A 23,288-nucleotide genomic window follows, 5' to 3' on the forward strand; every position below is an offset into this window, starting at 1 on the left:
GCGTTTCAAAGTGGATGTATCTGCTATGATTCCCGAGTTGCTCTCGGCACTGCCGCTGACGCTCGCCATCACGTTTACGGCCCTCATTTCCGGGTTCTGTCTGGCTCTCATCGCGACAACACTCCGGGTTCGCAGGGTGCCACTGATCAGTCACCTGGTGGACCTCTACGTGTCCTATGCCCGGAGCGTTCCTGTCGTCCTGCAGCTGTTCGTCGCGTTTTATGGGCTTCCGCTGTTGGTGATCCTGTTCGGCGCCAAAGATTTTATTTCGCCGACGATGGCTGCCATGGTGGGGTTGAGCCTCTACCATGGAGGATATCTGTCGGAAGTCATGCGGCCTGCATATCTTGCCGTCGATCGCGGCCAGCACGATGCGGCCGATAGCCTTGGATATACGTTCCGGCAGAAAATTACTCGCGTCGTCGGCCCGCAAGCGGTGCACTTCGCACTACCGGGCTACGGGAACTCCGTCATCTACCTGATCCATAACGTTGCGCTGGTCATGTACATCGGCGCCGCCGACGTCATGGCGACTGCGCATTTGATCATGGAGCGCGACTACAACCAGTTCCAGTTCGAAACCTACCTCGTCCTGGCGGTCATCTATTCGCTGATGTGCCTGGTCGCATGGCTCATCGTGCGCTTCTTCGAGCTTCGATCACCGATGCAAGCGCCAGAGTCAACGACAACAACTCCGATCAAGAACGAGCTCCTCGCGAGCGTCTGACGTAAGGGTATTCAACCATGTTTGATACCGATATTTTGCTCCAGGACACGCAGGAAATTCTGAGTGCCGTACCCGTGACCGTTGGAATGGCACTCTTGATTTTCGTCCTGTCGACGATAGTCGGCAGCATATTCGCGCTGATCGAATACAGACGGGTGCCGGTTCTGCGAGAGCTCATCATGACTTACAAGATCGTCTTCAAGGGCGTTCCAATGGTCATCGTTATTTTCCTCGCCTATTTCGGTCTGCCGCCCGCATTTCAGTTCCTGTTCTCGTTGCTCGGGATCAACTTCAACGCTCACGAAACCCCCAATTGGGTCATTCTTGTCGTCGCGATTACCGGCTGTGTCGCCGCGTTCCAATCCGAGATTATCAAGGGAGCCCTGAATGCATTCGACACCGGTCAGTCGGACGCGGCCCATTCGCTCGGCTATACGGGCGGCCAACTGTTTCGACGTATCCTGTTTCCCCAGGTGGCCCTCACCGCAATTCCCGACCTGACGACTTCGATGATGGTCATCATGAAGGCGCTTTCTCTCGGATTCGCCATCGAGGTCGTCGATATCTTCGCCCAGTCCCAGCTGACCGCCGCCCTGAACTACTACTACCTCGAAGCCTTCGTGATTGCCGTCGTGATCTACATGGTGATTGCCTATATCGTCACACAGATTGCCGACAGGCTGGAGCAGGCGCTGAGGGTGCGGACGTGAGGCGGATGTGGGATAGAATCGTCAAGCTTCGGATATCGAGCCGCACCTGGGAGGCAATTCTTTCGGGGATGAAAAGCTTGAGGAGAAACCCAAGTAGCCGATGTATGTACCGCTGAATGCCGACTGAAGCACCGATCGCGCCGACGCAACGTTGCGACTGTGCCGACCAGAGGAATCCGGTCTCCGGCTACTGGCATGGAGATCCCCAAGCCGTATTCGGCGCCGCGAGTACGCATCAATATTGGAGAACCTGGGCCTCTCCGTCTCCCACGCCGGTTTATCCGACTTGTCTCACGTCGTATTCCTGCAGGATACCCGCTTTGATCCGACCAGCGAAATGACAACTTGCGAGATGCGATTCCGACAAGCTGTTGACCGGAGGCGATGTCTCACAAACACTTTGCACGGCAGGGCAGCGCGTACGAAAACGGCATCCGGTCGGCGGATTCACAGGGCTTGGCACATCTCCCTTTAGAATGATCCGCTGACGTTCGCGCTCCTCAACTGGATTTGTCGACGGGACCGCGCTGAGCAGCGCCTGTGTATACGGATGTGCGGGCTGGCTATAGAGCGCGCCGCTCTCACCTTCTTCCATGACGCGGCCGAGATACATCACGTAGACGCGCTGTGCGGCCTGGCGAACGATGGCCAGATCGTGCGCAATGAGAAGACATGACATTCCGAAATCATCGCGCAGCTTCAGAAACAGGTTCATGATTTGCGCTCTGATGGAGACATCGAGCGAACTGACAGGCTCATCGCATATGAGTACGGTTGGGTTGGCAGCAAGCGATCGCGCGATACACACGCGTTGACGTTGGCCACCCGACATCTCGCGCGGATAGCGCTCCATTATCTGTTCGGGCAGCCCCACTTGGTCCAAGAGTTCTTTGACATGTGCCGCCCGCGCGGAATGGTTGTTCTCCCCATTGATGAGCAGCGCTTCATCGATCGCCTGACCAATCGTCTGTCGGGAACTCAGCGAGGAAAGCGGATCCTGAAAGATGTATTGGATCTTGCGCCTTCGTTCGAACAAATGCTTGCCGCTCATAGCCAGGAAATTTTCGCCCTTGAATCGGATCTCTCCGGATTTGGCGCTCTCGAGACCGACGATCGTGCGACCCAGTGTCGATTTTCCGCATCCCGACTCCCCGACCAATCCTACAATCTCGCCCGCGCCAATCTTCAGGCTCACGCCATCACAGGCCTTAATCTCAGCCCCTGTGTGGCGGTCGCGAAAGTGAGTTTTGAGATCGACGATCTCAATGAGGTTCTCAGGCATCTTCCATCACTCGCGCAAGCTTGTTGATGATGACCGGGCATGCGGCGACGTGCGTCGACGACTCTCCTGGTACTGAAAGCAAGTGCGGTTGAGTGGCGCTGCAGCTCTGCAGCGCCGAAGCGCAGCGTGGCGTGAACGCACAACCGCGTATCAACCGAGACAGATCTGGCGGCTGGCCAGGAAGACCAATAAATTTCGAACCAATGTCTGCATTTAGCGATGGAACTGAACCGAGCAGACCTTTGGTGTAGGGGTGGACCGGCGTCATCAGCACGTCGCCCACCGGACCCAGTTCTGACAGCCGGCCGGCGTACATCACCGCCACCTTGGTCGCCATGCCGGAGACCACACCAAAATCGTGAGTGATGATGACGATGGCCATCTGCAGGCGCCTCTGTAGGTCTTTCAGCAGCTCCACGATCTGAGCCTGAACCGTGACATCGAGCGCGGTGGTAGGCTCATCCGCTATGAGGAGCTTGGGCTCGCCGGCAATGCTCATCGCTATGCCAACGCGCTGGCGCATACCCCCGGAAAGCTCGTGCGGATACTGCTGCAGTCGGCTTAGTGGATCGGGTAGCCCGACCAACGCCAGCAGTTCGGCGGCTCGTTTGTCGGCCTGCGCCGCAGTCATGCCAAGGTGCAATTCCGAGACCTCGGCGATCTGCCTTCCAATGCGTCGGACCGGGTTGAGAGAACTCAACGGATCCTGAAATATGACGCCGATCTCGCCGCCACGCAGTTTGCGCATTTGTTGCTCAGGCGCTCGCAGGATGTCGAGGCCGTTGAATTTCACCGTCCCCTCTATTTCAGCGTCGAGTCCCGTCGGAAGCAGAGATAGCGGCGCCATGTTGAGGATGGTCTTGCCGCTGCCGCTTTCGCCGACAATCGCCAGGACCTCGCCTTCGTTCACACGGTAGCTCACGCCATCGACCGGCTTGACGCTGGTTCTCGCCGTATGGAGCGTCACCGACAGATTGGAGACTTCGAGCAATGCAGGTGTTGGGGAACTCCCAGTGCTCATGTCGCGATCTCCTTCATGAACAGTTTCTTGCGGGCGGCCAAGCTCCGCTTGGTCATCCGGCGCGGGTTCTTGGACAGCGCGATCTTCTCGCCGAACAGGTTGAAACCTACGACCATGATGGTAAGCGCGAGCCCCGGAAGGATCACCAGGCGCGGTGCTTCTTCAAGATAGGGCAGGCTCGAAACCAGCATCTGTCCCCACTCCGCTTGCGGCGGCTGCACACCGAGCCCCAGAAAGCTCAAGTTAGCGATCGCGAGGGCCAAAATACCGACGTCCGCGCTCGCGTAGATCAGCACGGATCCCAATGCGACCGGCACCAGATGTTTGAATATGATCCTGAGTCGGCTGGCGCCCAAAACGCGAAGGCTTTCGATATGCGGCTGGTTTACTGCCGCCGCCACCACACCTCGCGTCAGCCGGGCATAGATTGGCGTCCAGGCGATCGCCAGCGCAATGATCATATTCCAATAGCTAGGACCGAATACACCAACGATCGCCAGCGCCACCACGAGACTAGGCACACTGAGGCCGAAGTCGACCATACGCATGAGGATTTCGTCGATCCAGCCACCGAAATAGCCGGATATGGTCCCAACCAACATTCCAAATATGCCGGCAAGAAACAGGACAATGGTCACACCCACGAGCGTGGTCTGGGCACCCGCAATAAGTCGGCTGAGCACGTCGCGCCCGAGGTTGTCGGTGCCCAGCCAGTAGACTCCTGAAAACGATTCAGTTGGAGCAAGGAGGTTTTGCGTATTCGGGTCATAAGGGCTGACCAGTGAGCCGAAGGTCGCGATGAAGACAAAGAACCCGATCATCAGCGAGATCGGCCAGCCGACGCTGCGAAAGAATGATTTTATCGAACTCATGATCAGGCCCTCGCAGCTCGACGTTGAAGCGGATCGACGACAATGACGATCAGGTCGACGACGAGATTCACCACAATGAACAGCACGGAGAAGATCAGCAGGCACGCCTGCAGTACTGGGAGATCCCGGAAGCGAGCTGCCTCAACAAAATAGGCGCCAAGACCTTGCCACGAAAAAATCGGTTCGATGATGAACGCGTTGGGCACCATCTGGGCCAGCGCCATTCCAAACGCTGTCAAAACGACCGGGACGATATTCGGCAAGGCGTCGCGAAACAGAATTCTTCGTCTGCTGAAGCCTTTGCTGATCGCGGTGATGACATAAGGCTTGCTCATAGTTTCCTCCAGCGCGACCCGTGCGACGCGGCTGAGGAGCGCACCTGGAACAACCCCAATGGCGATGCTCGGCAAAATCCAACTGGAAAGTCCCCTGAAGCCGAAAGTGGGAAACACGTTCCACGTCACGCCGAACGCATAAATGAGCATTGATGCTAGGAAAAATTTTGGGATCGACACGTTCAAAACGGCGAAGGCGCGGATCATCCGGTCTGTCGTTCCGTTAGGCCACATGGCACCCATGAAGCTGAGCCCGACACCAACGATCAGCATGACAATGCCGCCGCCAGCAATAAGAACCAGAGTGGGCTCAAGGCGTTCCATTATGGCTTCTGAGACCGGCTGACCGGTTCGCAGCGACCTTCCGAAATCGCCCTGCAACACATCGCCGAGCCAGTGCACATATCGCAATGGCAGCGGATCGTTCAGGCCGTATTCGATCGCCACCTGCTCAACGACCTTGTGCGACACAAAGCCGCCTCTCAACTCAGCTATGAGCGCGGCCACGTTTCCGGGAAACGCTGCGATCAAGATGAAAGAGAACACAGAGGCGATGGCGATGAGGATGGCGGCGGAAACACCGCGCTTCATGGCTATTCTCAGCATGGCGAACCTTTGGCTTTCCTGAGACTGCGGGTGCCTCGGCGCGAAGCCGAGGCACAGGTACAGCTTAAAGAGATATGCCTTTCAGCGGCATCTCGTATTCTGCCGCGGGTATGGCAAAAGCCTTGACGCGATCATTGTGCGCCCAGATTCGCTGGGCGTGGAACAGCGGCATCATCGCCCAGTTGTCATGCAGCCAGGTGAAAACGGCCTGGAATGCCTCAGCCCGCTCGGGCTCCGGAGCCGAGAGTGCCTTGAGGATCAGTGGGTCAACCGCCTTGTCCTCGTAGATCTTTCCGTCCGTTCCCGGTTCGATCGTCGAGAGGACCATCAAACCAATTGAATTGAAGGGGTCATACGGCGCGCCGTTGGTTATAAACAGCGAGAGATCATACTTGAACTCCGGAATATCACCGTGACGCGTAGCGTGGTCGACGTTGCGCAACTTCACGCCGATACCGGCTTCCGAAAGCAACGCCTGTATAACCTCGCCTAGGGCCCGGGAGCTCGGGACCGCGTCTTCGGATATGACAAGATCGATGTTCAGCTGCTTGCCGTCCTTGGATCGGACAGGCTCTCCAACCCAACCGGCCTCGTCGAGCAGGCTCTTAGCTTTTTCCAGGTCACGCTTCGGAACTTCAAATCGGGTTCCCGAATAGGCGATCACCTCGGGATAAAGGTTCATCGTAGGCGTGGCAAAACCCTTCATCACTGCCTTGCAGATGCCCTCGCGGTCGATAAGCAGGTTGAACGCCTCGCGAACACGCACATCCTTAAAAGTATCGATGCGCGGGTTGAAGCCGAGCACAATCGTATCCGTGCCCGTGTCGGTCACCACGGTCATGCCGGAAGACTCAAGGGTCTTCGCATCCTGAGGACTGACGGGAGCGATGAACTGTCCGCCCATCGCGTCGATGTCGCCTGCTCGTAGCGCCGACATCCGACTGCGTGCGTCCGGCATGACAATCAGCGAAACCTTGTCAACAGAAGGCTTTGCCCCCCAGTACTTTTCGTTGGGAATGAGGTCGGTGCCCTCAGGCGCGTCCTTCTCGATCTTCCACGGACCGGTTCCCACAGGAGATGCGTACTTACCCTCTCCATCAACTGCTTTAGGGCTCAGGAACCTTACGGGCCTGACATAGGAAAACTCTACGAGAGCCGTGGGAGTCGGCTGCTTGAAATGGATTGCGATCGTCATCGGGTCGACGATCTCGATCTTGTCGAGATTCGCGCTGATACGCATCCAGTTGTAGTCTTCCTTCGGAAGCCAGCGATCCAGATTCCACTTTGCCGCTTCGGCGTTCCAAGGCTCGCCATCCGTGAACGTCACCTCGGGGCGAAGCTTGAACGTGTATACTTTGTCATCGGGTGACTTGTCCCACGAGGCAGCCAGAGCCGGTTCGATCTTGCCGCCCGAAGAGTAGTGCACGAGCGGGTCGAAGATCATATCCTGCACGGCGAAGATGCCGACATAACGCTGCGGATCGAGATTTCCCGCTGCGCGACCGATCGGCAGTCGCAACGTGTTGCCTTCTTCTGCCGAAGCTTGATTCGTACCAACACCGGTGACCAAGAGGCCGCCAATGGCCGCCGATCCCAGCAATAGAGTTCTGCGTGAAAGAAGTGTCATCTGAGTTCCCCTGTTATGGTTATGACCTGTCTTCTGCGTAGCCTTCGACCCTTGCGCTTCCTTTTGATTGTCGCCCCTTTCCGAGGCTGCGCTCATTTGTTCGATTCGAATTCCGGACTGGTTGATCTCCTACGGCAGCGCCACACCTCGGTGCTTGACTTGCCTGAATGCTCAGTCGTGGCTGGGGCCGGCAACCGCGGATTTGGGTACGACGCTGCCAGGGGCTCCGCCGAAGAAGCGCGCTGGTCTGAACATGGCGAGTTCTTCGCGGATGTTCCCGTGAACAATCTCATCAGCCAGCAACCGCGCCATCTGCGGGGCGATCGTGACACCGCTATGTGTCACGCCAACATAATACCCATCGACTTGCGGCATCGGGCCGGCGCAGCTCAATCCGTCGCCGGGAATCGGGCGAACCGTCGTCCTGACGGCCTCGATGCTGACTGCCTCGAGCGCTGGAAGCAGCTCACGTGCAGCATTGAGGATGGTGGTCGCTTCGATGCCATCGGGCCGAAGCAGTTTCGGTTCGGAGAGCTGATCGTCGACTGATATTTTATGAAGCATCAGGCGGCCTGCGCCGTCGGGACGGACATCGAGATCGTCAGCGTGGAACTGCCGTCTCAAGGTCATCGCCACTGGCTGAGTGAACGCCAGAACGCCGATTGACGACTTCATTGGGATGCCGGGAATCTCGCCCAAGCTGTCTTTGGATGCCCCCCCTGCGCAATTCACCACAATGTCAGCTTCAAATCGTTCGCCGGCCGCCGTGCGCACGCCTGAAACGCGTCCAGACCGCGTCTCCAACGACTTGACTTGCGTGCCGGTGTACACCTGCGCGCCCCAGCGTTCGCACGCACTGCGCAACAGGCAAGCTGCGTACAGAACTGGATCGATCCAGCCCTCTTCGGGGTAATAGACGATAGGCGCCTCACCTATCGCCCGAACATCGAGGTCGGGCTCCATCGCGGCAACGCGATCCCGGGAGATGAAATCGACGCCATACCCCCATTCCTGTTCAAGCTTTACTCCCGCCAGCTGCTTTGCCTGTGCAGCCTCCGTGGTCCACCATTCGAAACTGCCTGTTTGGTTGAACCAGCCCGCGCCCTCGAACTCACGGGCGAGATCGATATAGGCGCGCATACCAGCGACATTGAGCGCATGGTATTCGCGAGGTCTTTTGCCGTTGGCATTGGTCCAAGCAAAACTTACCGCGGAAGCGCCAGAAGCAACTCTACCCTGCTCAAGGACAGAAACTTTCGCTCCCGCTTTCGCCAACTCGTATGCAACGGAGGTACCAATAACTCCTGATCCTATAACGATAGCACGCATATATTATTGCTCCGAGCGCTTTATCCCAGGAATGCTTTCGGCATCTCAGCATGCAGCCGAGTTCGTCTTGGAAGCGGCTGTCTCTGCTGGCGTATTCTGCTGAGAGCGACATGCATCGTCAACGATCCAGCAACGTGTGGTTTATGCTTTAAAGTTATGAACTTCGCGGATGAGTCCGGTAGTGCCGGTGATAGGCTGCACGAAAATTGCCCAGGGACGCATGCATCATGAGTGCCGATCATCAAGCACCAGCTTTTATGGTGCTCGACAAAAATGCCATTCGAGCTGCGCTCTCGATCGAACTGTCGCTCGAGATCGCAGAAGCAGCCCTACGCAAGACGTCGAACGGCGTTGCGAGCCAAGATGTCCGACGAACGCTGACGCTGCCTGGGTCGGAAGGAACTTGCCTATCCGTAATGTACGCGGCGCTCTCCGACCGTGACCTGTTCGGTGCGAAAGTCCTCTCTATCTTTCCTGACAACTTCGCCCTGGGGCTGCCTTCTCATCGAGGAGCTATCATCCTCTTTGATAAGGAAAATGGCAGTCCGGTTGCACTGGTCGATGGCGGGGAATTGACCGCCTGGCGCACAGCGGCAGCGAGTGCCGTCGCTACCAGAGCACTATCTCGCGCCGACTCCTCAATCCTTGCGATCTTTGGATATGGCGAACAGGCGCGACGCCACATAGAAACGATCTCGAAGGTGCGGCCTATCAAGCGGCTTCACATCTGGGGGCGAAATCCTGGGAAGGCGTCGCGTTTCGCCGAAGAACAGGCGAGCGCAGGCTTTCAGACATTGGTCTTCCCATCCGCAAGAGACGCCCTGGTAGAAGCGGACATTGTCTGCACCACAACCTCGGCGCAGGAGCCGGTACTGTTCGGCGAATGGCTGCCTCCGGGGATTCACATCAACGCCGTCGGCGCAAGCGTGTCTCAATGCCGCGAACTCGACCTGGAATGCGTGCGCAGATCGAGCATTTGGGTCGACTACATGCCAATGGCGCTCATCGCGGCCGGAGAGATGGTCGAAGCTTTCAAGCTCGGGGTTGCTAGCCGAGACGACATCCGCGGAGAAGTCGGCGCGATGTTGGAAGGCGCCATCCCCGGCCGCACTACCGATGCGGAGATCACTCTATACCGTTCTCTCGGCGTCCCGGCGCAGGATATCGAACTTGCGAATTTCGTTTACTGCGTTGCCCGCGAAAAGTCGCTTGGCACGCCCATTGATTTCGAGGTGTGATCGTATGCTGGACTGCCAACGTGATCTTTTCGATCTCCCAAGGTCGATCTCCTATCTCGACGCCGCATACATGTCTCCAATCCCGAAAATATCGCTGCAGGCTGGCATAGCCGGGACGGCGGTGAAAGCGTCGCCCTGGAAGATGTCCATCGGGTCGTACTACGACGAGGTCGAGGATGCACGGACACTGGCCGCTTCGATGATCAACGCGGATGCGGACGATATCGCAATCGTTGCTGCCACAAGCTACGGTACAGCAGTTGCCGCGGCCAACGTGCCTGTGGAGCCCGGCTCGACGATCATCCTCATGGAGAACGAACATCCGTCGCATCGGTATGTCTGGTACGAACTTGCGGAGAAAAAAGGTGCGTCGATCACAATCGCGAAACGGCCCGCCGACAATGACTGGACGTCTGCGATCATCTCGACGATCGGGTCGTCCAGCGTGCCGGTCGCTGTCGTCGCAGGTACGATGGTGCACTGGTTCGAGGGAATGTCGGTTGACCTGGAGGCAATCGCATCCGCCGCACGGGAGGTTGGCGCCTGTGTCGTCGTCGATGGAACCCAGTGGGTGGGAGCGCTGCCTTTCGATGTCAAGACGGTGCGTCCGGATTTTCTCGTTTTCGCGACCTACAAATTCCTTCTCGGGCCATATCGGCTCGCGTTTCTTTACGCGGACCGCCGATGGCATTCGACAGGCAAGCCTCTCGAACACCATTCGTGGAACCGTGTAGGCGGCGATAAATCGGACTTCTATGCGGTAGATGTGGCTGAGTTTCTACCAGGCGCCCGGCGATTTGACATGGGCGAACGCTCCGATTTCGCGGTACTGCCAGTTGCGACCGCTTCTCTTCGCCTCTTGAGTGAGTGGAGCGTCCCAACCGTGTTTTCCCGGCTTGATTACCTCAACCAATTGATCTGGGACGAAGCTGCGAAGCTCGATCTAACGGTGTCTGACAACCGCTTTCGAGCCCCGCATATTGCAATCGTCGATCTTGGCGACAGGCCGATAGAGGGACTTTCCGAACACCTCAAGAGCCAGGGAATTTTTGCGACCGTGCGTGGAAAGAAACTACGGATCTCTCCTCACGTCTATAACGACGAAGAGGATGTGAAGCGCCTCTTCGCAGCTATTGCATGAATTGCGGGGCCGCAAGACCCCTCCCCTTCGCTGACACGGTCAGACGGCGGCAGTGAATTGGATTTCCACATGGATGTCCGGGAGCGCGAAGGTCGCGCCCACGGTAGCGCGTGCGGGAGGAACCGTGCCTTCGAGCCATGTGATCCATGCCCTGTTCATCTCATCAAACTCGTTGATGTCGCGCATCCAAATTTGCGCTGACAGAATTTTCGATTTGTCCGACTGAGCCTTGCCAAGAAGCGCGTCAGCCTTCCGCAGCACCTGTAGAGTCTGCCCGAAAGCATCGGCACTTCTGTCATCGGCTGTCAGGCCCGAGAGATATGCCACCCCCTGATGGATAACCACACGGCTCAATTTTTCGTTTGTTTCTAGCCTTTGGATGTCTGACATCAATTTGGTTTCCATTGCTGTTGCATCGGCGGCCAGAGCTTGCTGAACTAGCTTTTTGCTGCCGCCAGATGCGGCGACAGTCGCTTCGGGATCAAAATCGGTCAATTGAGTTGGGGCCGCACGCATCGGGCGAAAAGTTATGAACTCAGCGCACGAGGTTCAGGATGCCTTCCTCTACCCCGTTCATATAGCTGCGCGTGCCCTGGATGAGATGTTCGGTGAACGCATCGGCTGCCGTGGATGCGATCACGCCCCATGGTCGATAGACACTGAGATTGAGATCGAGATGAGGCCGGAAATCCCTGATCTCGATCGGTAGGTCGCGCGCCGTCCAGGCGGACAAGCGATCAACGACGGTTACGCCCATGCCGCACGCCACAAGACTGATGCAGGTACTTGAAAGGCTCGACTCCACTTTGAGTGAACGGTTCACCCCACGCTCCACGCACAAGGCGTCGAGTTGCCGCCGCATTGGATCTGATGATCCCATCGAAATGAAGTTGATGCCGTCGAGATCGTCCGCCTGAATGACCTGCAATTGTGAGAGCTTGTGGCCGGCAGGCATCACGCAAACCGGCGGAGTTGCCGTCAAGGCGCGGCGAACGATTGATGGGTTTTCTTCCGATGAGGTAACGCCGATTCCGATGTCCAACTGGTTACGGCTCGCCCGCTGGATAACGGTTATCGAGCTCCGGATCTCCAGCGAGATCGAGACTGATGGATGAAGTTGGGAAAAGCTGGTGATCAGCGACGGAAGTAACGTGAGTCCAAAAGCTGGTAATGCACATACGTTCAGCCGGCCGCTGCGTAGTTCACGGATATCTCTAGCCGCACGCGAAATACCTCGTGCCGACTCAAAAACCCGTTGCACTTCAGCGTGCAGCATATGCGCCTCCGGCGTCGGAATGAGACGTTGCCGGGTCTTCCTGAAAAGCTGGAAGCCGGCCTTCTCCGCAAGGTGCTGCAGCATCTTGCTAACGGCCGGTTGCGTGATGTCCAGAGCGTCCGCTGCCTTCGTCGTTGTTCCGTGCAGCATAACCGAGGCGAACACCTCGATTTCGCGGGGAGTGAATTCCTCGTGTTTCCCTGGATCAGTGGCACTTCGATTGCCCATCCAGAACCACCCTTGTTATCAAAAACCAGATACTTGACGCTATGGCCAGGCGAGTGTCTCTACTAATAACTTTGGGGAATAATCTCATGCAAGCAGTTCATAGATAATGAGATCATTGCCAGCCGTTCGTATCTTTGGCCCTTTTTGCAGGCGAACATGAGGGTGCGTTGTGGCCGCGCTGCCTCAAGGATGCGCCCGCAAGCCTTGCGATCCTGATCGGCGATCACACAAAATCGGAGAAAACCTCACGGGCGCTTGGGGCGATGCCTCGCCATTTCGCCTGCCCGTTACCTCGGAGAGCGGGCGGAGGGAGGCCAATCATCCCTGCGGTATGGGAGATTCTGCCAGGGTCAACGCAATCTCATTGCCCCGACTTTATGAACGTCGATGATCCCATCCTATAACCCTCGAGAATAGCTCGTGCTGATAAAAATATTAGACGGCATGATCTGCGCCATGTCACCTTCCTTAAAATTACATGTGACAGCTGGAGTGGATACCGGCCGTGCCGAATTGGAAAGAGGTTCTGCCCTTGGTTCGGACGGCGTTTGCGGAAACGATCGCGGCAACACCACTTCGGCGACTCACCAAAATAATCCGGCAAGAGGAAAGATCGGAACCGCGCGGAGGCAGCCCGTCCGGCTCGCGAGGTAAAATGGGGAAAAGGGCGATGGAGAAAGCTCAATGACACTTACGCGTCGCAACATTCTAACGTCTTTCGCACTGCACCACTCCTGTTGGGGTTGGACGGCCTGATCAGGTCTGCCATGGCCGACAACCACACGGGAACCTTGCGTGTCGCGGTGGCCAAAGCGTCCACCAATCTGGACGCGCGTGACTATGTCGCCCAGTTCCAACTGCAAGATCTCATTTACGAGCCATTGATCAGATATGGGGAAAGGGGTGCTCCGGTACCCTGCCTCGCAGAATCCTGGAGCCTTTCCGACAACGACACTCGATTGACGCTGAATTTGCGGAAGAATGTAAGCTTTACCGACGGGCATCCCTTCGACGCGGATTCGGCTATCTGGAACCTGAAACTCTGGATGGGTGTTGCGGACAATTCCTGGATCAACGCCTCCAAGTTTTTCTCGGGTGTCCAGAAGATCGACGAGCACACGATCGAGATCAAGTTTACGCAGCCCGTACCGGGGCTCATGTATGAACTCAGCTATGTTCGGCCCGTACGTTTCCTGTCTCCCATTTCCGTCAACGAGGACGGAACCCTCAAGGCACCGGTTGGAACTGGGCCGTGGATTGTTCAAGCAAATTCGACCTCCGGCAGTTCTTTCATCCGCAATGATAAATATTGGGGAGATAAGCCATCTTTTTCCGGGATCGAGATTACCGTTATGCCGGATTCTCGTTCCCGTGTTGATGCCATGCGTTCTGATGAACTGGACATTGTCGGCGGCGGAGCCGCTGCGCTGACATCGCAGGAGGCGGACACCTTGCGGCGGGCGGAAATCAACGTCATCACCGCGCAGGGCTCGATGACGATGGTGCTTTCCTTCAATACTCAAAGGAACCCCGCCCTTGCGGAGAAGGCCGTACGACAGGCGATTGATGTTGGCTACGACCGGACTGCCGTATCGGCTGTGCTCTTCAATGGCGACGCCGCTCCGGCTGGTGATCTTCTCGGGCCCACCGTGCCCTTGTCTGGCACGAGGCATGACGCACCCGTTCGCGACGTCGAGCAAGCGAAGCAACTGCTCGAGAACGCCGGTTGGACGGGCGCGCCGTACCGCTCGAAGAGTGGCAAGAACTTGTCCCTGGAGCTTCTAGTTTCAGACGATTTTATCGCCGGCTCCAAGGTGTTTGGCGAAATTCTTCAGCAGCAGCTTGGTGAAATAGGCATAAACGTCACGGTGCATTCCGTCGACCATGCCTCCCGCCATTCCGAGATTCCTAAGCGCGAATATGACATCGCAATCTTTCAGACCTATGGCGCTCCCTATGATCCATTCGGCTCGGTGACACTTCTGTTCCTATCCACGATAGAAAGCGGGTCCGACGGCAAGGTCGCGCTCGATCCAAGTCTGGATCCACTCATCGCAGCTGCCACTGAAGCGGTGGGAGTTGAAGCTCAGTTGGCCGCATTGCAGGTCTTCTACGACAAGCTTCGTGAAGATGTCCTATATTCACCAGTCCTCTACCCGCCGACATATTGGGCAGCTTCGAGTCGGGTCGAAGGCTTCAACGTCCCTCCCACCGATACAGAATTCCCCTATCGAGGTATGGTGTTGAAGTCTTAGTTTCGGGGAGGTGGCTTGTTCATGTTTATTTATCTGAGGCGCCGATTGCGAAACTCAGCACTGCTGCTGCTGATGGCGTCAGTATTGTGTTTCGGGCTCGTCGTGGCTGCCCCGGGAAATGTCGCGCAGCTCATCGCCGAGCTGCGCTTTCCGGGCGCATCCAAGGCTATGGTAGACCAGGTCGCGCAGGAGCTCGGGCTGAACGATCCTGTTCCTGTTCGCTATTGGCACTGGTTGCAAGGCGTCGCTCAAGGTGACTTCGGCATTGCCTATATAACAGGCGAAGATGTCGGCAACGCCATCAGAGACAGGGTTCCGACCACGATGAAACTCATTCTCGGGGGGAGCATCGTGACGATAGTCTTGTCGGCAGCGATGGGACTGATCGGTGCGGCTTGGCCAGGACGTTTCCCCGACCACATAGTGCGGCTCATGGCTCTGCTAGGCGCGTCGACACCAGTGTTTTTCGGAGGCGCAGTTCTGATCCTGATTTTCGCCGTCAATTTGCGATGGTTGCCTTCGTTTGGCGACAGCTCCATTTTGAGTTGGGTACTCCCATCAATCGCGATGGCGGCGCCTTCCGCTGCTGTGCTTTCTCGTGTGCTCCGGATCGGCATTTCCGAAGCGATGACACGGCCTTATGCCCTGACGGCGCGCGCGAAGGGGTTCTCGGTCCTGCATATCATGCTCCGCGATGCCTTACCCAATGCAGTTCCCGCATATGTCAGCGCGCTGGGCAACATGATCGGCTCGATGACTATCGGAGCGATCATCGTCGAACCGCTTTTCGCCCTTCACGGCATAGGCGAGCTCTTTGTATCAGGCGTTCGCACCAGAGATTTCATGGTCATGCAGGCCTGTCTCCTGGCGTTTGTACTGTATGTCTCGCTGGTGAACCTGATAGCCGACTTGCTGATGATTGCGGCGGACCCTAAGCTGCGGAGGCAGGTGGCATGAAGCGCTTTTGGCATTCCGTTGGAGAGGCGTTCAGCAACTTTCCAAAGTCCGCGCTGATTGGGGTAGGTCTGTTTCTCTTTCTAGGAGCATTCGGTCCGTGGCTGGTCCCCCACGACCCCAACCTACAGGATCTTACTGCTCGCTTCGCCGGTCCCTCAGCCGATCATTGGCTCGGGACGGACCATATCGGCCGCGATGTCTTCTCGCGCTTGATTGTATCGGCTCGAACAACAGTCGTCGCAATGACCATTGTCGTGACTTTCAAGCTCCTTATCGGAGTCACGCTGGGTACTTTCGCCGGCTTCGTCAAAGGGCGGACCGAAGAGATCCTGATGCGCTTCGTGGAACTCTTCATGGCGCTTCCGTCGCTCATCATAGCTCTCGCAATCATCGGCATGCTCGGAACGGGCTACTGGAACATGGTGCTGGCGCTGATCCTGGCGTTCTGGGCAGGTTCCACTCGCGTCGCCCGCGGCGTGGCGATCGGGATATTGAACCGGCCGCATATCGAAGCACTCCGGGTTCTTGGGGCCAGCCCGCTGCGAATCTATTTCCGTCATCTGCTTCCATCAACGCTAGGAATGGTGCTGGTCTATGTTTCAGCGGATGCAGGAGGGATTGCACTATCAATTGCGACTCTTTCGTTTCTCGGACTGGGCATACAACCGCCCACTCCGGAGTGGGGGCAGATGCTCGTTGATGCGTTGCCGTACCTCGATCTCAATCCGTGGATGGTATTGCTTCCCGGCTTTGCGATCACAGGAGTCGTCGTCAGCTTCAACTTGCTTGGCGAAGCGATTGCACTGAACCGTGTGCCGCGCGACTTGCGACGTTCGGTTTTGCGGCGCGGCCGGCTTGTCGCTGCCTCATGGGAACGAGCACCAATCGAAGATCCGAAAAAGCGGATTGCGACATGAGCACAGATAAAGTTCTGGAGGTAAGAGACCTCAGTGTCGATCTCTTCACCAAGAATGGTGCACTTAGGCCTGTTGACCGGGTCAGCTACAGCGTGCGCAGGGGAGAGACGCTAGCCATTGTCGGCGAGAGCGGCTCCGGCAAGACTGTGATGAACTTCGCGCCACTCGACCTTATGCCAGTTGGGCTGGCGGTCCAGATCAGCGGTTCATTCAACATCGCCGGTACTAATATTGCAGCCTTGCCGCCTTCCAGCCTGCGCCATGTTCGTGGGAAATCGGTTGGAGTGATTTTCCAAGATCCGATGAGCGCCCTGAATCCGGTCAGGCGGGTGGGCCGACAGATCGCGGAGGTGGCGCAAAAGCAGCTAGGCTTGACCACCCGGCAAGCTGAGAAGCGCGCTGAGGAATTGCTCTCCCTGGTAGGAATGTCGGACCCAGTCCAGCGCATGAGACAATATCCTCATGAACTGTCGGGGGGTCTACGACAGCGCGTCATGATTGCGATTGCGGTTGCGAGCGAGCCGCCTCTGCTAATCGCGGACGAGCCGACAACGGCGCTGGACGTGACGATCCAGGCGCAAATACTCAAGCTCCTGCAAAGCCTTCAGAAAAGATTGAACATGGGTATCGTGCTGATCACGCACGATATGGGCGTCGTTGCCGCCATCGCGCATCAGGTCGCCGTGATGTATGCGGGACGTATTGTGGAGTACGGCCCCGTAGCGGACGTACTAGTGTCACCCTCCCATCCTTATACCTGTGGTTTGGTCGACGCGATTCCAAGAGAGGAAGATCCTTCCGGGTCACCCTTCAGGGGAATTGCCGGGCTTCCGCCGAGCATGGGAGCGCCTCTGGAGGCATGCGCATTCGCCGAGCGGTGCGCATTTACCCAGCCGGTTTGTCTCAACGGCCGGCCCCAACTGCACTCCATTCCGCAATCATCTGTTTCGATGGCGTGCACTGTAAAATACGAGCAACTGAGGTAGGGACAGTGAAAAGCATCCTCGAGGTAAAGGACCTGACCACCCGCTATAAAAGCGGGGAACGGGACAAATGGATCACCGCTGTCGATAACGTTTCAGTTCACCTAAATGCCGGCGAGATCGTTGGACTTGTCGGCGAATCCGGGTGCGGCAAATCCTCTCTCGGACGAACCATAGTTGGTCTCGAGAATCATCAGCATGGCAGCGTAGTGCTGGACGGCACCGATCTTTCAACCCTCCGGGGGCGCGCGCTACGAGATCGGCGACGTACAATCCAGTACATCTTTCAAGATCCCTATGCCAGCCTCTCCGAACGTCAGACCGTCGGTGAGACCCTGGCCGAGGCACTTGTCATTGCCGGCAAGGTTTCGGCCAAGCAAATCGACACCAAGGTCGGCAAGTTGCTCGATCAGGTTGGGTTACCCTCCCAAATGAATAGCCGGTTTCCTCGCGAACTGTCGGGTGGACAAAGGCAGCGGGTCGCAATCGCCAGGGCCTTGGCGGTCGAACCGAAGGTGTTGATATGCGATGAGCCTGTGTCCGCTCTTGACCTGTCAATCCGGGCTCAAGTCATGAATCTTTTCTTGGAGCTGCAGCGTGATCTGGGGGTGGCGATGCTTTTCATTGCTCACGACCTAGCGCTGGTTCGACAGGCCGTGACGCGGCTCTATGTGATGTATCTCGGGAAAATCGTCGAGGAGGGTACGAGCGAGGAGGTCTATCGGACACCTCAGCACCCTTACACCCGGGCTCTGTTAGCTTCGGTTCTGCAATCGGATCCTCGTGTTGCCGCTGAACGGGGACTTGTCACGCTGGCGGGCGAAATCCCCAGCCCGATCAATCCTCCCTCCGGTTGCCGGTTCCACTCGCGATGTCCGATTGCGCAGAGCATTTGTTCGCAGACCCCTCCTGAGATGAAGAGTGGTGGCCGCGGACGTCAGTTCGCGTGTCATTTCGGCACCGATTTGAAGGCGGCGTGACCGACAGGAACTGTGCGCTTCCAGAATGGATCGCAAATGGGGAGCGGCCTGCTGGCTCCGGTCTCGCCTCGATCGCGTTGTCATGCCTGCGGAGAAAGTCCGGGCGCACCAGCTTTCTCCCCTCTCTCCATGAGTCACGTCGACGACCGGAAACAACTAGCCGTGGACGGCGCTGCGCGGTTCATTTCTCTCGCCGTCGATCAACACCGCGAAGAAGCGCTGCAAATCTTCCTCAAGATCGTCAGGGTGTTCAAGCCCGACATTCAAGCGAAAGAGATAGTCCGGACCCGTCCAAGGCCGAACCGTTCGCAGTGCCTTCACGGTTGATGGCGCGATCAGGCTCTTGGTTCCTCCCCAAGAAGCGCCAATGGAAATTATCTGTAAGGCGTCCAATGCAGCGAATGCTTGGCCCGCATACTGTTCCTTCAGTATGAACGTGAAGACACCGCAGGAGCCGCTGAAATCTCGCTTCCAGATTTCGTGGCCAGGGCTGCCAGGCAGCGCAGGGTGGATCACCGTTTCCACGCATGGATGTTCGGCTAGCCAAGCCGCGATGCGAAGGCCGGATGTGTCGGATCTTGCGAGGCGTATTGCCAAGGTCTCCAGTCCGCGAGCCAGAAGCACACAGTCGTCAGGCGACGTGCCGATGCCCAGTCTTCCAAGAGAGGCTTTGATTTTCAGGCCCAAGGCGTCGTCCCTTGTGGTGATCGAGCCCAAGACCAGGTCGGAGTGACCGGAGAAATGTTTGCTGAGAGCTTCCGCAACAATATCCACGCCATGGCGGATCGGCCTGAAATTGAGGGGAGAAGCCCATGTGTTATCGCACCCGACGAGTGCGCCTTTGGCGTGAGCTATCAGGACAATCGCCGGAATGTCTTGCATCTCCAGCGTTATTGACCCTGGAGACTCTGTCCAGACGAGGCGCGTGCGCGCATCAATCAGGGAATCCAGTGCGCGCAAGTCGACGGGATCGTAGAAGACGGCCTCAATGCCAAGCGACGCCAACTCATGGGTGGCAAAATCGCGCACGGGGCCATACACGGTGTCGGGTATGAGTACTTTCTCGTGTGCGGCAACAAGGGCCAGCATGGAACAAGCGACAGCAGCTTGACCGGAAGGCACCAGCAGTGTGCGGGCGCCCTCTTCCAGTTCGGTGATCTTCTTCTCCAAGTACCGATGAGTGGGCGTTCCATAGAGCCCGTAAACATATCCATCAGCACTGCGCTCGAACCGGGCGGCGAAGGACGCGGCATCCGGATACCGGATTGTCGAGGCGCGATGTATCGGAACGGTCAGGCTGTCATAGCCTTCCAGGCTCACCGCGAACCTCGCCACCGATCTTGTGTCATCATGCATTCGATCCCGTCTCCGTTAATGACGCCATTGTTGACATGCGGGGATGTATCCCGTCCAATAGCAACAAATGGCGCTGCTATTCTCTTAGGTTATGGGCCTACGGAGTTCTCTGGAGCGCGGGTCGGCTTCAAGTCCGCCATTCGGCGCTTTGCCGTCGCAACAAGAGCATGCGATGCATGCGAGTGCTGCACTTAGCAGAAGGCATCATTTCGAGACCTGTTCGCAACAGCTTGAGAGACGCAATTCGAGGTCATCCAGAAGACCTTGCGTGCGGCCCGAGCCAATTGTGAGCTACGATGGGGCACCGTTGGTGTGCCTTCCATTGTCGAGCGCCGAGCCCGTGTAGGAGGTCGTGATCGCGCATCCCGGTGAGGCGACGCTTTCTCAGCCGCCGGCCACCCAATAACCTGACGGAATAGGAGGCCTAAATCTTACCATTGGACGAACCTGTGCGTCCTTCCCATGATGCAGTCGATGGACGAGTGGTGGGAATACTTTCAAGCTTGAGCAGCCGATACTCGCAACGGCACGCCGCTTCTCTTCATCAACTAGTTGGATGCATCTCAGCCGGGAAGCGTGTTGGTGAAAGGTGGGTTGCAGGGTTTCGTGGAGCGGGATGTGAGCCGTGGAAGTGTGATGGAGGGAACTCTTCACGTAAAGGACTGGTCATCGGAGCAGGCAAGAGCCGATGCAGATCCACTCATCCGGAAGCAACCTGACGCACGAGTGTGTTCGACCATTTCAGATCGCGGCTCGCAAATCCTCGAGGAACTCCGCAATAATACGAGAGGGGAGACGATTGGGCGGCCTGATCAAGAGGGTTCGAAAGTAAAGTGCGGGCTCGAACGGCCGCAAGGTCAGCCCGCGGCCCTCATACGGCTGTGCGGTCAAAGGATCGACAAGGCCGACGCCGACACCAGCAGCCACCATCGCACAGATCGTTGTCGAATAGGGCGTTTCCATCACAGTTCGCACCGCGACGCCGGCTTCCTTGAGAACGTGCTCGGCGTCGCGTCGGGTCGTGTCTTCCGGGGCGAGAGCGATAAATGGACAGCCGGCAAGATCGATTGGGCGGATGATGTCCAAGGACTCGAGTGGATGTCCCTTGGGCACCGCCACGGCTACTGGAAACTGCGCAAACTCGCTCACCTCAACACCCGTGCGATCGATCTCGTCAGCGACAATCCCGAGGTCGAACTGGCCGGAAGCGACGAGGTCGCGCACATTAGAGGACATGCGCGTCTGGAAGGTGACGGCGATGTTCGGATTTCGATCCATAAAGGCGCGAAGGGCGCGCGGAAGAACATTGGTCGAGAGCGCCGAAAGACAAGCGATCCTGAGTTCGCCGGAGCCGTAGTCTCGAATGCGGGCGGCCGCCCCCCTGAGATGGCTGAGGCCAACAAAAGCCTGTTCGACCTCGCGGAAGAAAAGCTGTCCCTCGGGAGTAGGGTGGAGTCTACCCTTGATCCGCTGGAAGAGATCGAAACCAAGCGAGCGTTCCAGCTCTTGGATCATCTTGCTGACCGCTGGCTGGGACACATGCAAAACGTCAGCCGCGCGGGCCGTGGTACCGTTGGTCATCACTACCCGGAAGACCTCAACCTGCCGAAAATTCATCGATGCCGCCACTTCAATTCAATAACTCACGCGAATAGATGTGCGGAAAATTCGCGTCCTTTTCGATCGAAATCCGTACAGCGTTCACAGTGGTTTGGAAAGGCGCTCTCATCCAATTCGTTGTTACACCCCAAGGGCCAACCGAGGACTTTGCATCTCTTGGTGTTGGAGTGCATCCAGCGCCTGTCCATTGACGGCTTCCGAAGCGCGACGTCATGGCCAGGGGCCCGACGCAACATTGCGCCTGAGTATCGGCCTGGAGGACGAAGGCGAGCTCTGGGGCGATATCGAGCGCCTCCTGACAACAAGCATGGGATCAACGGGAACGAAAAGCGCGAGCGAAGGATCTCTCAAGGTCGTCCGCTGCGTCTGACGGCGTCCGCGATAAAAATTTTTGCGCACTTAAGGTGATCAACATGCCGGATGTGGAAAATGTGCTCCGTGACATTGACGACAATTTTGAGGTTTCAGTCCGCAAACTTCTGGAGTTAATCTCTATCCCGTCGGTTTCGAACGAGATTTCGGGCGAACCAGAAATTCGTCGCGCGGCTCACTGGCTCAAGTCGGAGTTGTCAGCGATCGGGCTTTCCGCGGAGATCATCCAGACCAACGGTCACCCGGTTGTCCTCGCCAGTTCTCCCGCAGGCTCCATGATCGAGCGCCCACGTTTGCTGTTTTACGGACACTACGATGTGCAGCCGGTCGGCGACTTGAAACAATGGACGCATTCGCCGTTTGAGCCGCGCGTGATCGAGGAAGAAGATGGCGCTCATCGCTTTTACGGCCGAGGTGCATCGGACAGCAAAAGCCAGCTCTGGACGTTCATCGAGGCTCTCCGTGCATGGAAAAGTATCGAGTGCAGTTTTCCAGCCGACATCATCGTGATGCTGGAAGGGGAAGAGGAGTCGGGTTCGGCAAGTTTGCCTGCCTTCATCGAAGCGCATCGGCATGATCTTCAATGCGACGTCGCGTTCATCTGCGATGCAGAGATGTGGTCGCCCACCCAGCCAGCCATCACGACACGACTCAAGGGGCTGGTCCACGAGCGAGTGACCATCTTGGCGCCCAATCCCGATCTTCATTCAGGCCACTACGGTGCCGTGGCCGCGAACCCCATCCGCATACTGAGCAACATTCTGACAGACATTCATGACAAAGCTGGGCGAGTGCGCATTGAGGGGTTTTACGACGGAGTTCGCGAGATTCCGGATAATCTGCGTCGGCGATGGCGGGGGCTCGAACAAGACGCAGGCCGGTTTGAAGAGGTCAACCTGAGCGGCGGCATAACGGAAGAAGGATATACCACGCTGGAAGCAATGTGGGCACGCCCCACCGTCGACATGAACGGCATCACGGGAGGCAATCAAGGACCGGGCGGACGGTCAGTCTTGCCTGGAAGTGCAACAGCACGTCTCAGCTTCCGGCTCGTCGATGCACAGGAACCGGGGAAGATCCGTGCCGGGTTCAGGGCCTACGTTGAATCGAAGCTTCCGAAGGGTTGCACTGTGGAATTTGAGGGTGATGACGGCAGTCCGGCGGTAGTCCTTTCGCACGACAGCCCTTTCGTAGCTGCCGCTGCGCACGGACTGGAACGCGAGTGGGAAACACCTGCCATTCTGAGAGGGACAGGTGGTGCGATACCCTTAGTCCACCAACTAAGCGAGGTTCTTGGCGTTGAGTGCGTCGTCATCGGCTTCATCTTGCCCGGTGACTTCATCCATGCGCCAGACGAACACTACGATACGCGACGTCTACGAAAGGGCGTTCGCAGCTGGGTTAGGATCTTTGAAGAAATCCAACTGCGGATCGCAGGATAGACGCCGTGAGAGGT

Annotated in this window: 20 protein-coding genes; 10 read left to right on the forward strand and 10 right to left on the reverse strand. The window is 57.3% G+C overall.

What is annotated here, in order from left to right; all coding sequences use genetic code 11:
* The first annotated feature begins 10 nt into the window (after positions 1–10).
* Both NKI05_RS01870 and NKI05_RS01875 read left to right on the forward strand, forming a co-directional pair.
* A complete protein-coding gene (locus tag NKI05_RS01870) occupies positions 11–727 on the forward strand; it encodes an amino acid ABC transporter permease (protein ID WP_023686267.1) in 717 nt (238 codons plus the stop codon).
* A gap of 17 nt (positions 728–744) precedes the next feature.
* Complete coding sequence (locus tag NKI05_RS01875; protein ID WP_023669865.1) at positions 745–1,437, forward strand: amino acid ABC transporter permease; 693 nt, start codon at positions 745–747, stop codon at positions 1,435–1,437.
* Between the two features lie 277 nt (positions 1,438–1,714).
* Here NKI05_RS01875 and NKI05_RS01880 read toward each other — a convergent pair whose 3' ends face one another.
* The 6 genes from NKI05_RS01880 to NKI05_RS01905 all read right to left on the reverse strand — a co-directional run bounded on the left by NKI05_RS01880 (position 1,715) and on the right by NKI05_RS01905 (position 8,509).
* Entirely contained in the window at positions 1,715–2,719 is a 1,005-nt protein-coding gene (locus NKI05_RS01880) for an ABC transporter ATP-binding protein (RefSeq protein WP_023686268.1), read from the reverse strand.
* Positions 2,712–3,740 carry an ABC transporter ATP-binding protein gene (locus NKI05_RS01885; protein ID WP_352792155.1) on the reverse strand — a complete coding sequence of 343 codons (1,029 nt, stop codon included), beginning with the start codon at positions 3,738–3,740 and terminating at the stop codon, positions 2,712–2,714. The genes NKI05_RS01880 and NKI05_RS01885 overlap by 8 nt, the downstream gene beginning before the upstream one ends.
* Positions 3,737–4,612 carry an ABC transporter permease gene (locus tag NKI05_RS01890; RefSeq protein ID WP_023683335.1) on the reverse strand — a complete coding sequence of 292 codons (876 nt, stop codon included), beginning with the start codon at positions 4,610–4,612 and terminating at the stop codon, positions 3,737–3,739. Before NKI05_RS01890 ends, NKI05_RS01885 begins: the two co-directional genes overlap by 4 nt.
* A gap of 2 nt (positions 4,613–4,614) precedes the next feature.
* The gene (locus NKI05_RS01895; RefSeq protein WP_023686269.1) at positions 4,615–5,553 is read right to left on the reverse strand and encodes an ABC transporter permease; all 939 of its coding nucleotides are present in this window, start codon (positions 5,551–5,553) and stop codon (positions 4,615–4,617) included.
* Positions 5,554–5,617: 64 nt separating this feature from the next.
* The gene (locus NKI05_RS01900) at positions 5,618–7,180 is read right to left on the reverse strand and encodes an ABC transporter substrate-binding protein (RefSeq protein ID WP_352792156.1); all 1,563 of its coding nucleotides are present in this window, start codon (positions 7,178–7,180) and stop codon (positions 5,618–5,620) included.
* 171 nt (positions 7,181–7,351) lie between these two features.
* Entirely contained in the window at positions 7,352–8,509 is a 1,158-nt protein-coding gene (locus NKI05_RS01905; RefSeq protein ID WP_081727304.1) for an NAD(P)/FAD-dependent oxidoreductase, read from the reverse strand.
* Between the two features lie 227 nt (positions 8,510–8,736).
* Here NKI05_RS01905 and NKI05_RS01910 point away from each other — a divergent pair, with 227 nt between their 5' ends.
* Positions 8,737–9,747, forward strand: a complete 1,011-nt coding sequence (locus NKI05_RS01910; protein ID WP_023683339.1) for an ornithine cyclodeaminase family protein — start codon at positions 8,737–8,739, stop codon at positions 9,745–9,747.
* A gap of 4 nt (positions 9,748–9,751) precedes the next feature.
* Positions 9,752–10,888: an aminotransferase class V-fold PLP-dependent enzyme gene (locus NKI05_RS01915; RefSeq protein ID WP_023683340.1), complete on the forward strand. Its 1,137-nt coding sequence runs from the start codon at positions 9,752–9,754 to the stop codon at positions 10,886–10,888.
* A 39-nt stretch (positions 10,889–10,927) separates the two neighbouring features.
* Here the strand turns inward: NKI05_RS01915 and NKI05_RS01920 are convergent, their stop codons facing one another.
* Together NKI05_RS01920 and NKI05_RS01925 are read right to left on the reverse strand one after the other, a co-directional pair.
* Entirely contained in the window at positions 10,928–11,383 is a 456-nt protein-coding gene (locus NKI05_RS01920) for a RidA family protein (RefSeq protein ID WP_245261772.1), read from the reverse strand.
* Between the two features lie 40 nt (positions 11,384–11,423).
* Entirely contained in the window at positions 11,424–12,392 is a 969-nt protein-coding gene (locus NKI05_RS01925) for a LysR family transcriptional regulator (RefSeq protein WP_023683342.1), read from the reverse strand.
* A 767-nt stretch (positions 12,393–13,159) separates the two neighbouring features.
* On the opposite strand from NKI05_RS01925, the gene NKI05_RS01930 reads away from it, so the two are divergent.
* Genes NKI05_RS01930 through NKI05_RS01950 form a run of 5 tightly spaced genes read left to right on the forward strand, consistent with a single transcriptional unit; the run spans position 13,160 to position 18,484 of the window.
* Entirely contained in the window at positions 13,160–14,647 is a 1,488-nt protein-coding gene (locus NKI05_RS01930) for an ABC transporter substrate-binding protein (RefSeq protein ID WP_352792157.1), read from the forward strand.
* A gap of 21 nt (positions 14,648–14,668) precedes the next feature.
* Positions 14,669–15,604, forward strand: coding sequence for an ABC transporter permease (locus tag NKI05_RS01935; protein ID WP_023683344.1), 936 nt, complete (start codon positions 14,669–14,671; stop codon positions 15,602–15,604).
* The gene (locus NKI05_RS01940) at positions 15,601–16,521 is read left to right on the forward strand and encodes an ABC transporter permease (RefSeq protein ID WP_023683345.1); all 921 of its coding nucleotides are present in this window, start codon (positions 15,601–15,603) and stop codon (positions 16,519–16,521) included. The genes NKI05_RS01935 and NKI05_RS01940 overlap by 4 nt, the downstream gene beginning before the upstream one ends.
* The gene (locus NKI05_RS01945; RefSeq protein WP_023683346.1) at positions 16,518–17,507 is read left to right on the forward strand and encodes an ABC transporter ATP-binding protein; all 990 of its coding nucleotides are present in this window, start codon (positions 16,518–16,520) and stop codon (positions 17,505–17,507) included. Before NKI05_RS01940 ends, NKI05_RS01945 begins: the two co-directional genes overlap by 4 nt.
* A 5-nt stretch (positions 17,508–17,512) precedes the next feature.
* On the forward strand, positions 17,513–18,484 hold the full coding sequence (locus NKI05_RS01950; RefSeq protein WP_031198302.1) for an ABC transporter ATP-binding protein: 972 nt from the start codon (positions 17,513–17,515) through the stop codon (positions 18,482–18,484).
* A gap of 156 nt (positions 18,485–18,640) precedes the next feature.
* Here NKI05_RS01950 and NKI05_RS01955 read toward each other — a convergent pair whose 3' ends face one another.
* Positions 18,641–19,840, reverse strand: a complete 1,200-nt coding sequence (locus NKI05_RS01955) for a trans-sulfuration enzyme family protein (protein WP_023683349.1) — start codon at positions 19,838–19,840, stop codon at positions 18,641–18,643.
* A 741-nt stretch (positions 19,841–20,581) separates the two neighbouring features.
* Positions 20,582–21,457 carry a LysR substrate-binding domain-containing protein gene (locus NKI05_RS01960; RefSeq protein WP_023686274.1) on the reverse strand — a complete coding sequence of 292 codons (876 nt, stop codon included), beginning with the start codon at positions 21,455–21,457 and terminating at the stop codon, positions 20,582–20,584.
* Between the two features lie 416 nt (positions 21,458–21,873).
* Here NKI05_RS01960 and NKI05_RS01965 point away from each other — a divergent pair, with 416 nt between their 5' ends.
* Positions 21,874–23,274, forward strand: a complete 1,401-nt coding sequence (locus NKI05_RS01965) for a M20/M25/M40 family metallo-hydrolase (RefSeq protein ID WP_023686275.1) — start codon at positions 21,874–21,876, stop codon at positions 23,272–23,274.
* Positions 23,275–23,288 lie beyond the last annotated feature (14 nt).

This window comes from Mesorhizobium sp. M0771 (assembly GCF_040320155.1).
Taxonomy (GTDB): domain Bacteria; phylum Pseudomonadota; class Alphaproteobacteria; order Rhizobiales; family Rhizobiaceae; genus Mesorhizobium.

Coding starts and splice junctions, on each gene's coding strand:
- NKI05_RS01875 (WP_023669865.1), top strand. CDS start 745: ATGTTTGATACCGATATTTTGCTCCAGGACACGCAGGAAATTCTGAGT.
- NKI05_RS01880 (WP_023686268.1), bottom strand. CDS start 2,719: ATGCCTGAGAACCTCATTGAGATCGTCGATCTCAAAACTCACTTTCGC.
- NKI05_RS01885 (WP_352792155.1), bottom strand. CDS start 3,740: ATGAGCACTGGGAGTTCCCCAACACCTGCATTGCTCGAAGTCTCCAAT.
- NKI05_RS01890 (WP_023683335.1), bottom strand. CDS start 4,612: ATGAGTTCGATAAAATCATTCTTTCGCAGCGTCGGCTGGCCGATCTCG.
- NKI05_RS01895 (WP_023686269.1), bottom strand. CDS start 5,553: ATGCTGAGAATAGCCATGAAGCGCGGTGTTTCCGCCGCCATCCTCATC.
- NKI05_RS01900 (WP_352792156.1), bottom strand. CDS start 7,180: ATGACACTTCTTTCACGCAGAACTCTATTGCTGGGATCGGCGGCCATT.
- NKI05_RS01905 (WP_081727304.1), bottom strand. CDS start 8,509: ATGCGTGCTATCGTTATAGGATCAGGAGTTATTGGTACCTCCGTTGCA.
- NKI05_RS01910 (WP_023683339.1), top strand. CDS start 8,737: ATGAGTGCCGATCATCAAGCACCAGCTTTTATGGTGCTCGACAAAAAT.
- NKI05_RS01915 (WP_023683340.1), top strand. CDS start 9,752: ATGCTGGACTGCCAACGTGATCTTTTCGATCTCCCAAGGTCGATCTCC.
- NKI05_RS01925 (WP_023683342.1), bottom strand. CDS start 12,392: ATGGGCAATCGAAGTGCCACTGATCCAGGGAAACACGAGGAATTCACT.
- NKI05_RS01930 (WP_352792157.1), top strand. CDS start 13,160: ATGGCCGACAACCACACGGGAACCTTGCGTGTCGCGGTGGCCAAAGCG.
- NKI05_RS01935 (WP_023683344.1), top strand. CDS start 14,669: ATGTTTATTTATCTGAGGCGCCGATTGCGAAACTCAGCACTGCTGCTG.
- NKI05_RS01940 (WP_023683345.1), top strand. CDS start 15,601: ATGAAGCGCTTTTGGCATTCCGTTGGAGAGGCGTTCAGCAACTTTCCA.
- NKI05_RS01945 (WP_023683346.1), top strand. CDS start 16,518: ATGAGCACAGATAAAGTTCTGGAGGTAAGAGACCTCAGTGTCGATCTC.
- NKI05_RS01955 (WP_023683349.1), bottom strand. CDS start 19,840: ATGCATGATGACACAAGATCGGTGGCGAGGTTCGCGGTGAGCCTGGAA.
- NKI05_RS01960 (WP_023686274.1), bottom strand. CDS start 21,457: ATGAATTTTCGGCAGGTTGAGGTCTTCCGGGTAGTGATGACCAACGGT.
- NKI05_RS01965 (WP_023686275.1), top strand. CDS start 21,874: ATGCCGGATGTGGAAAATGTGCTCCGTGACATTGACGACAATTTTGAG.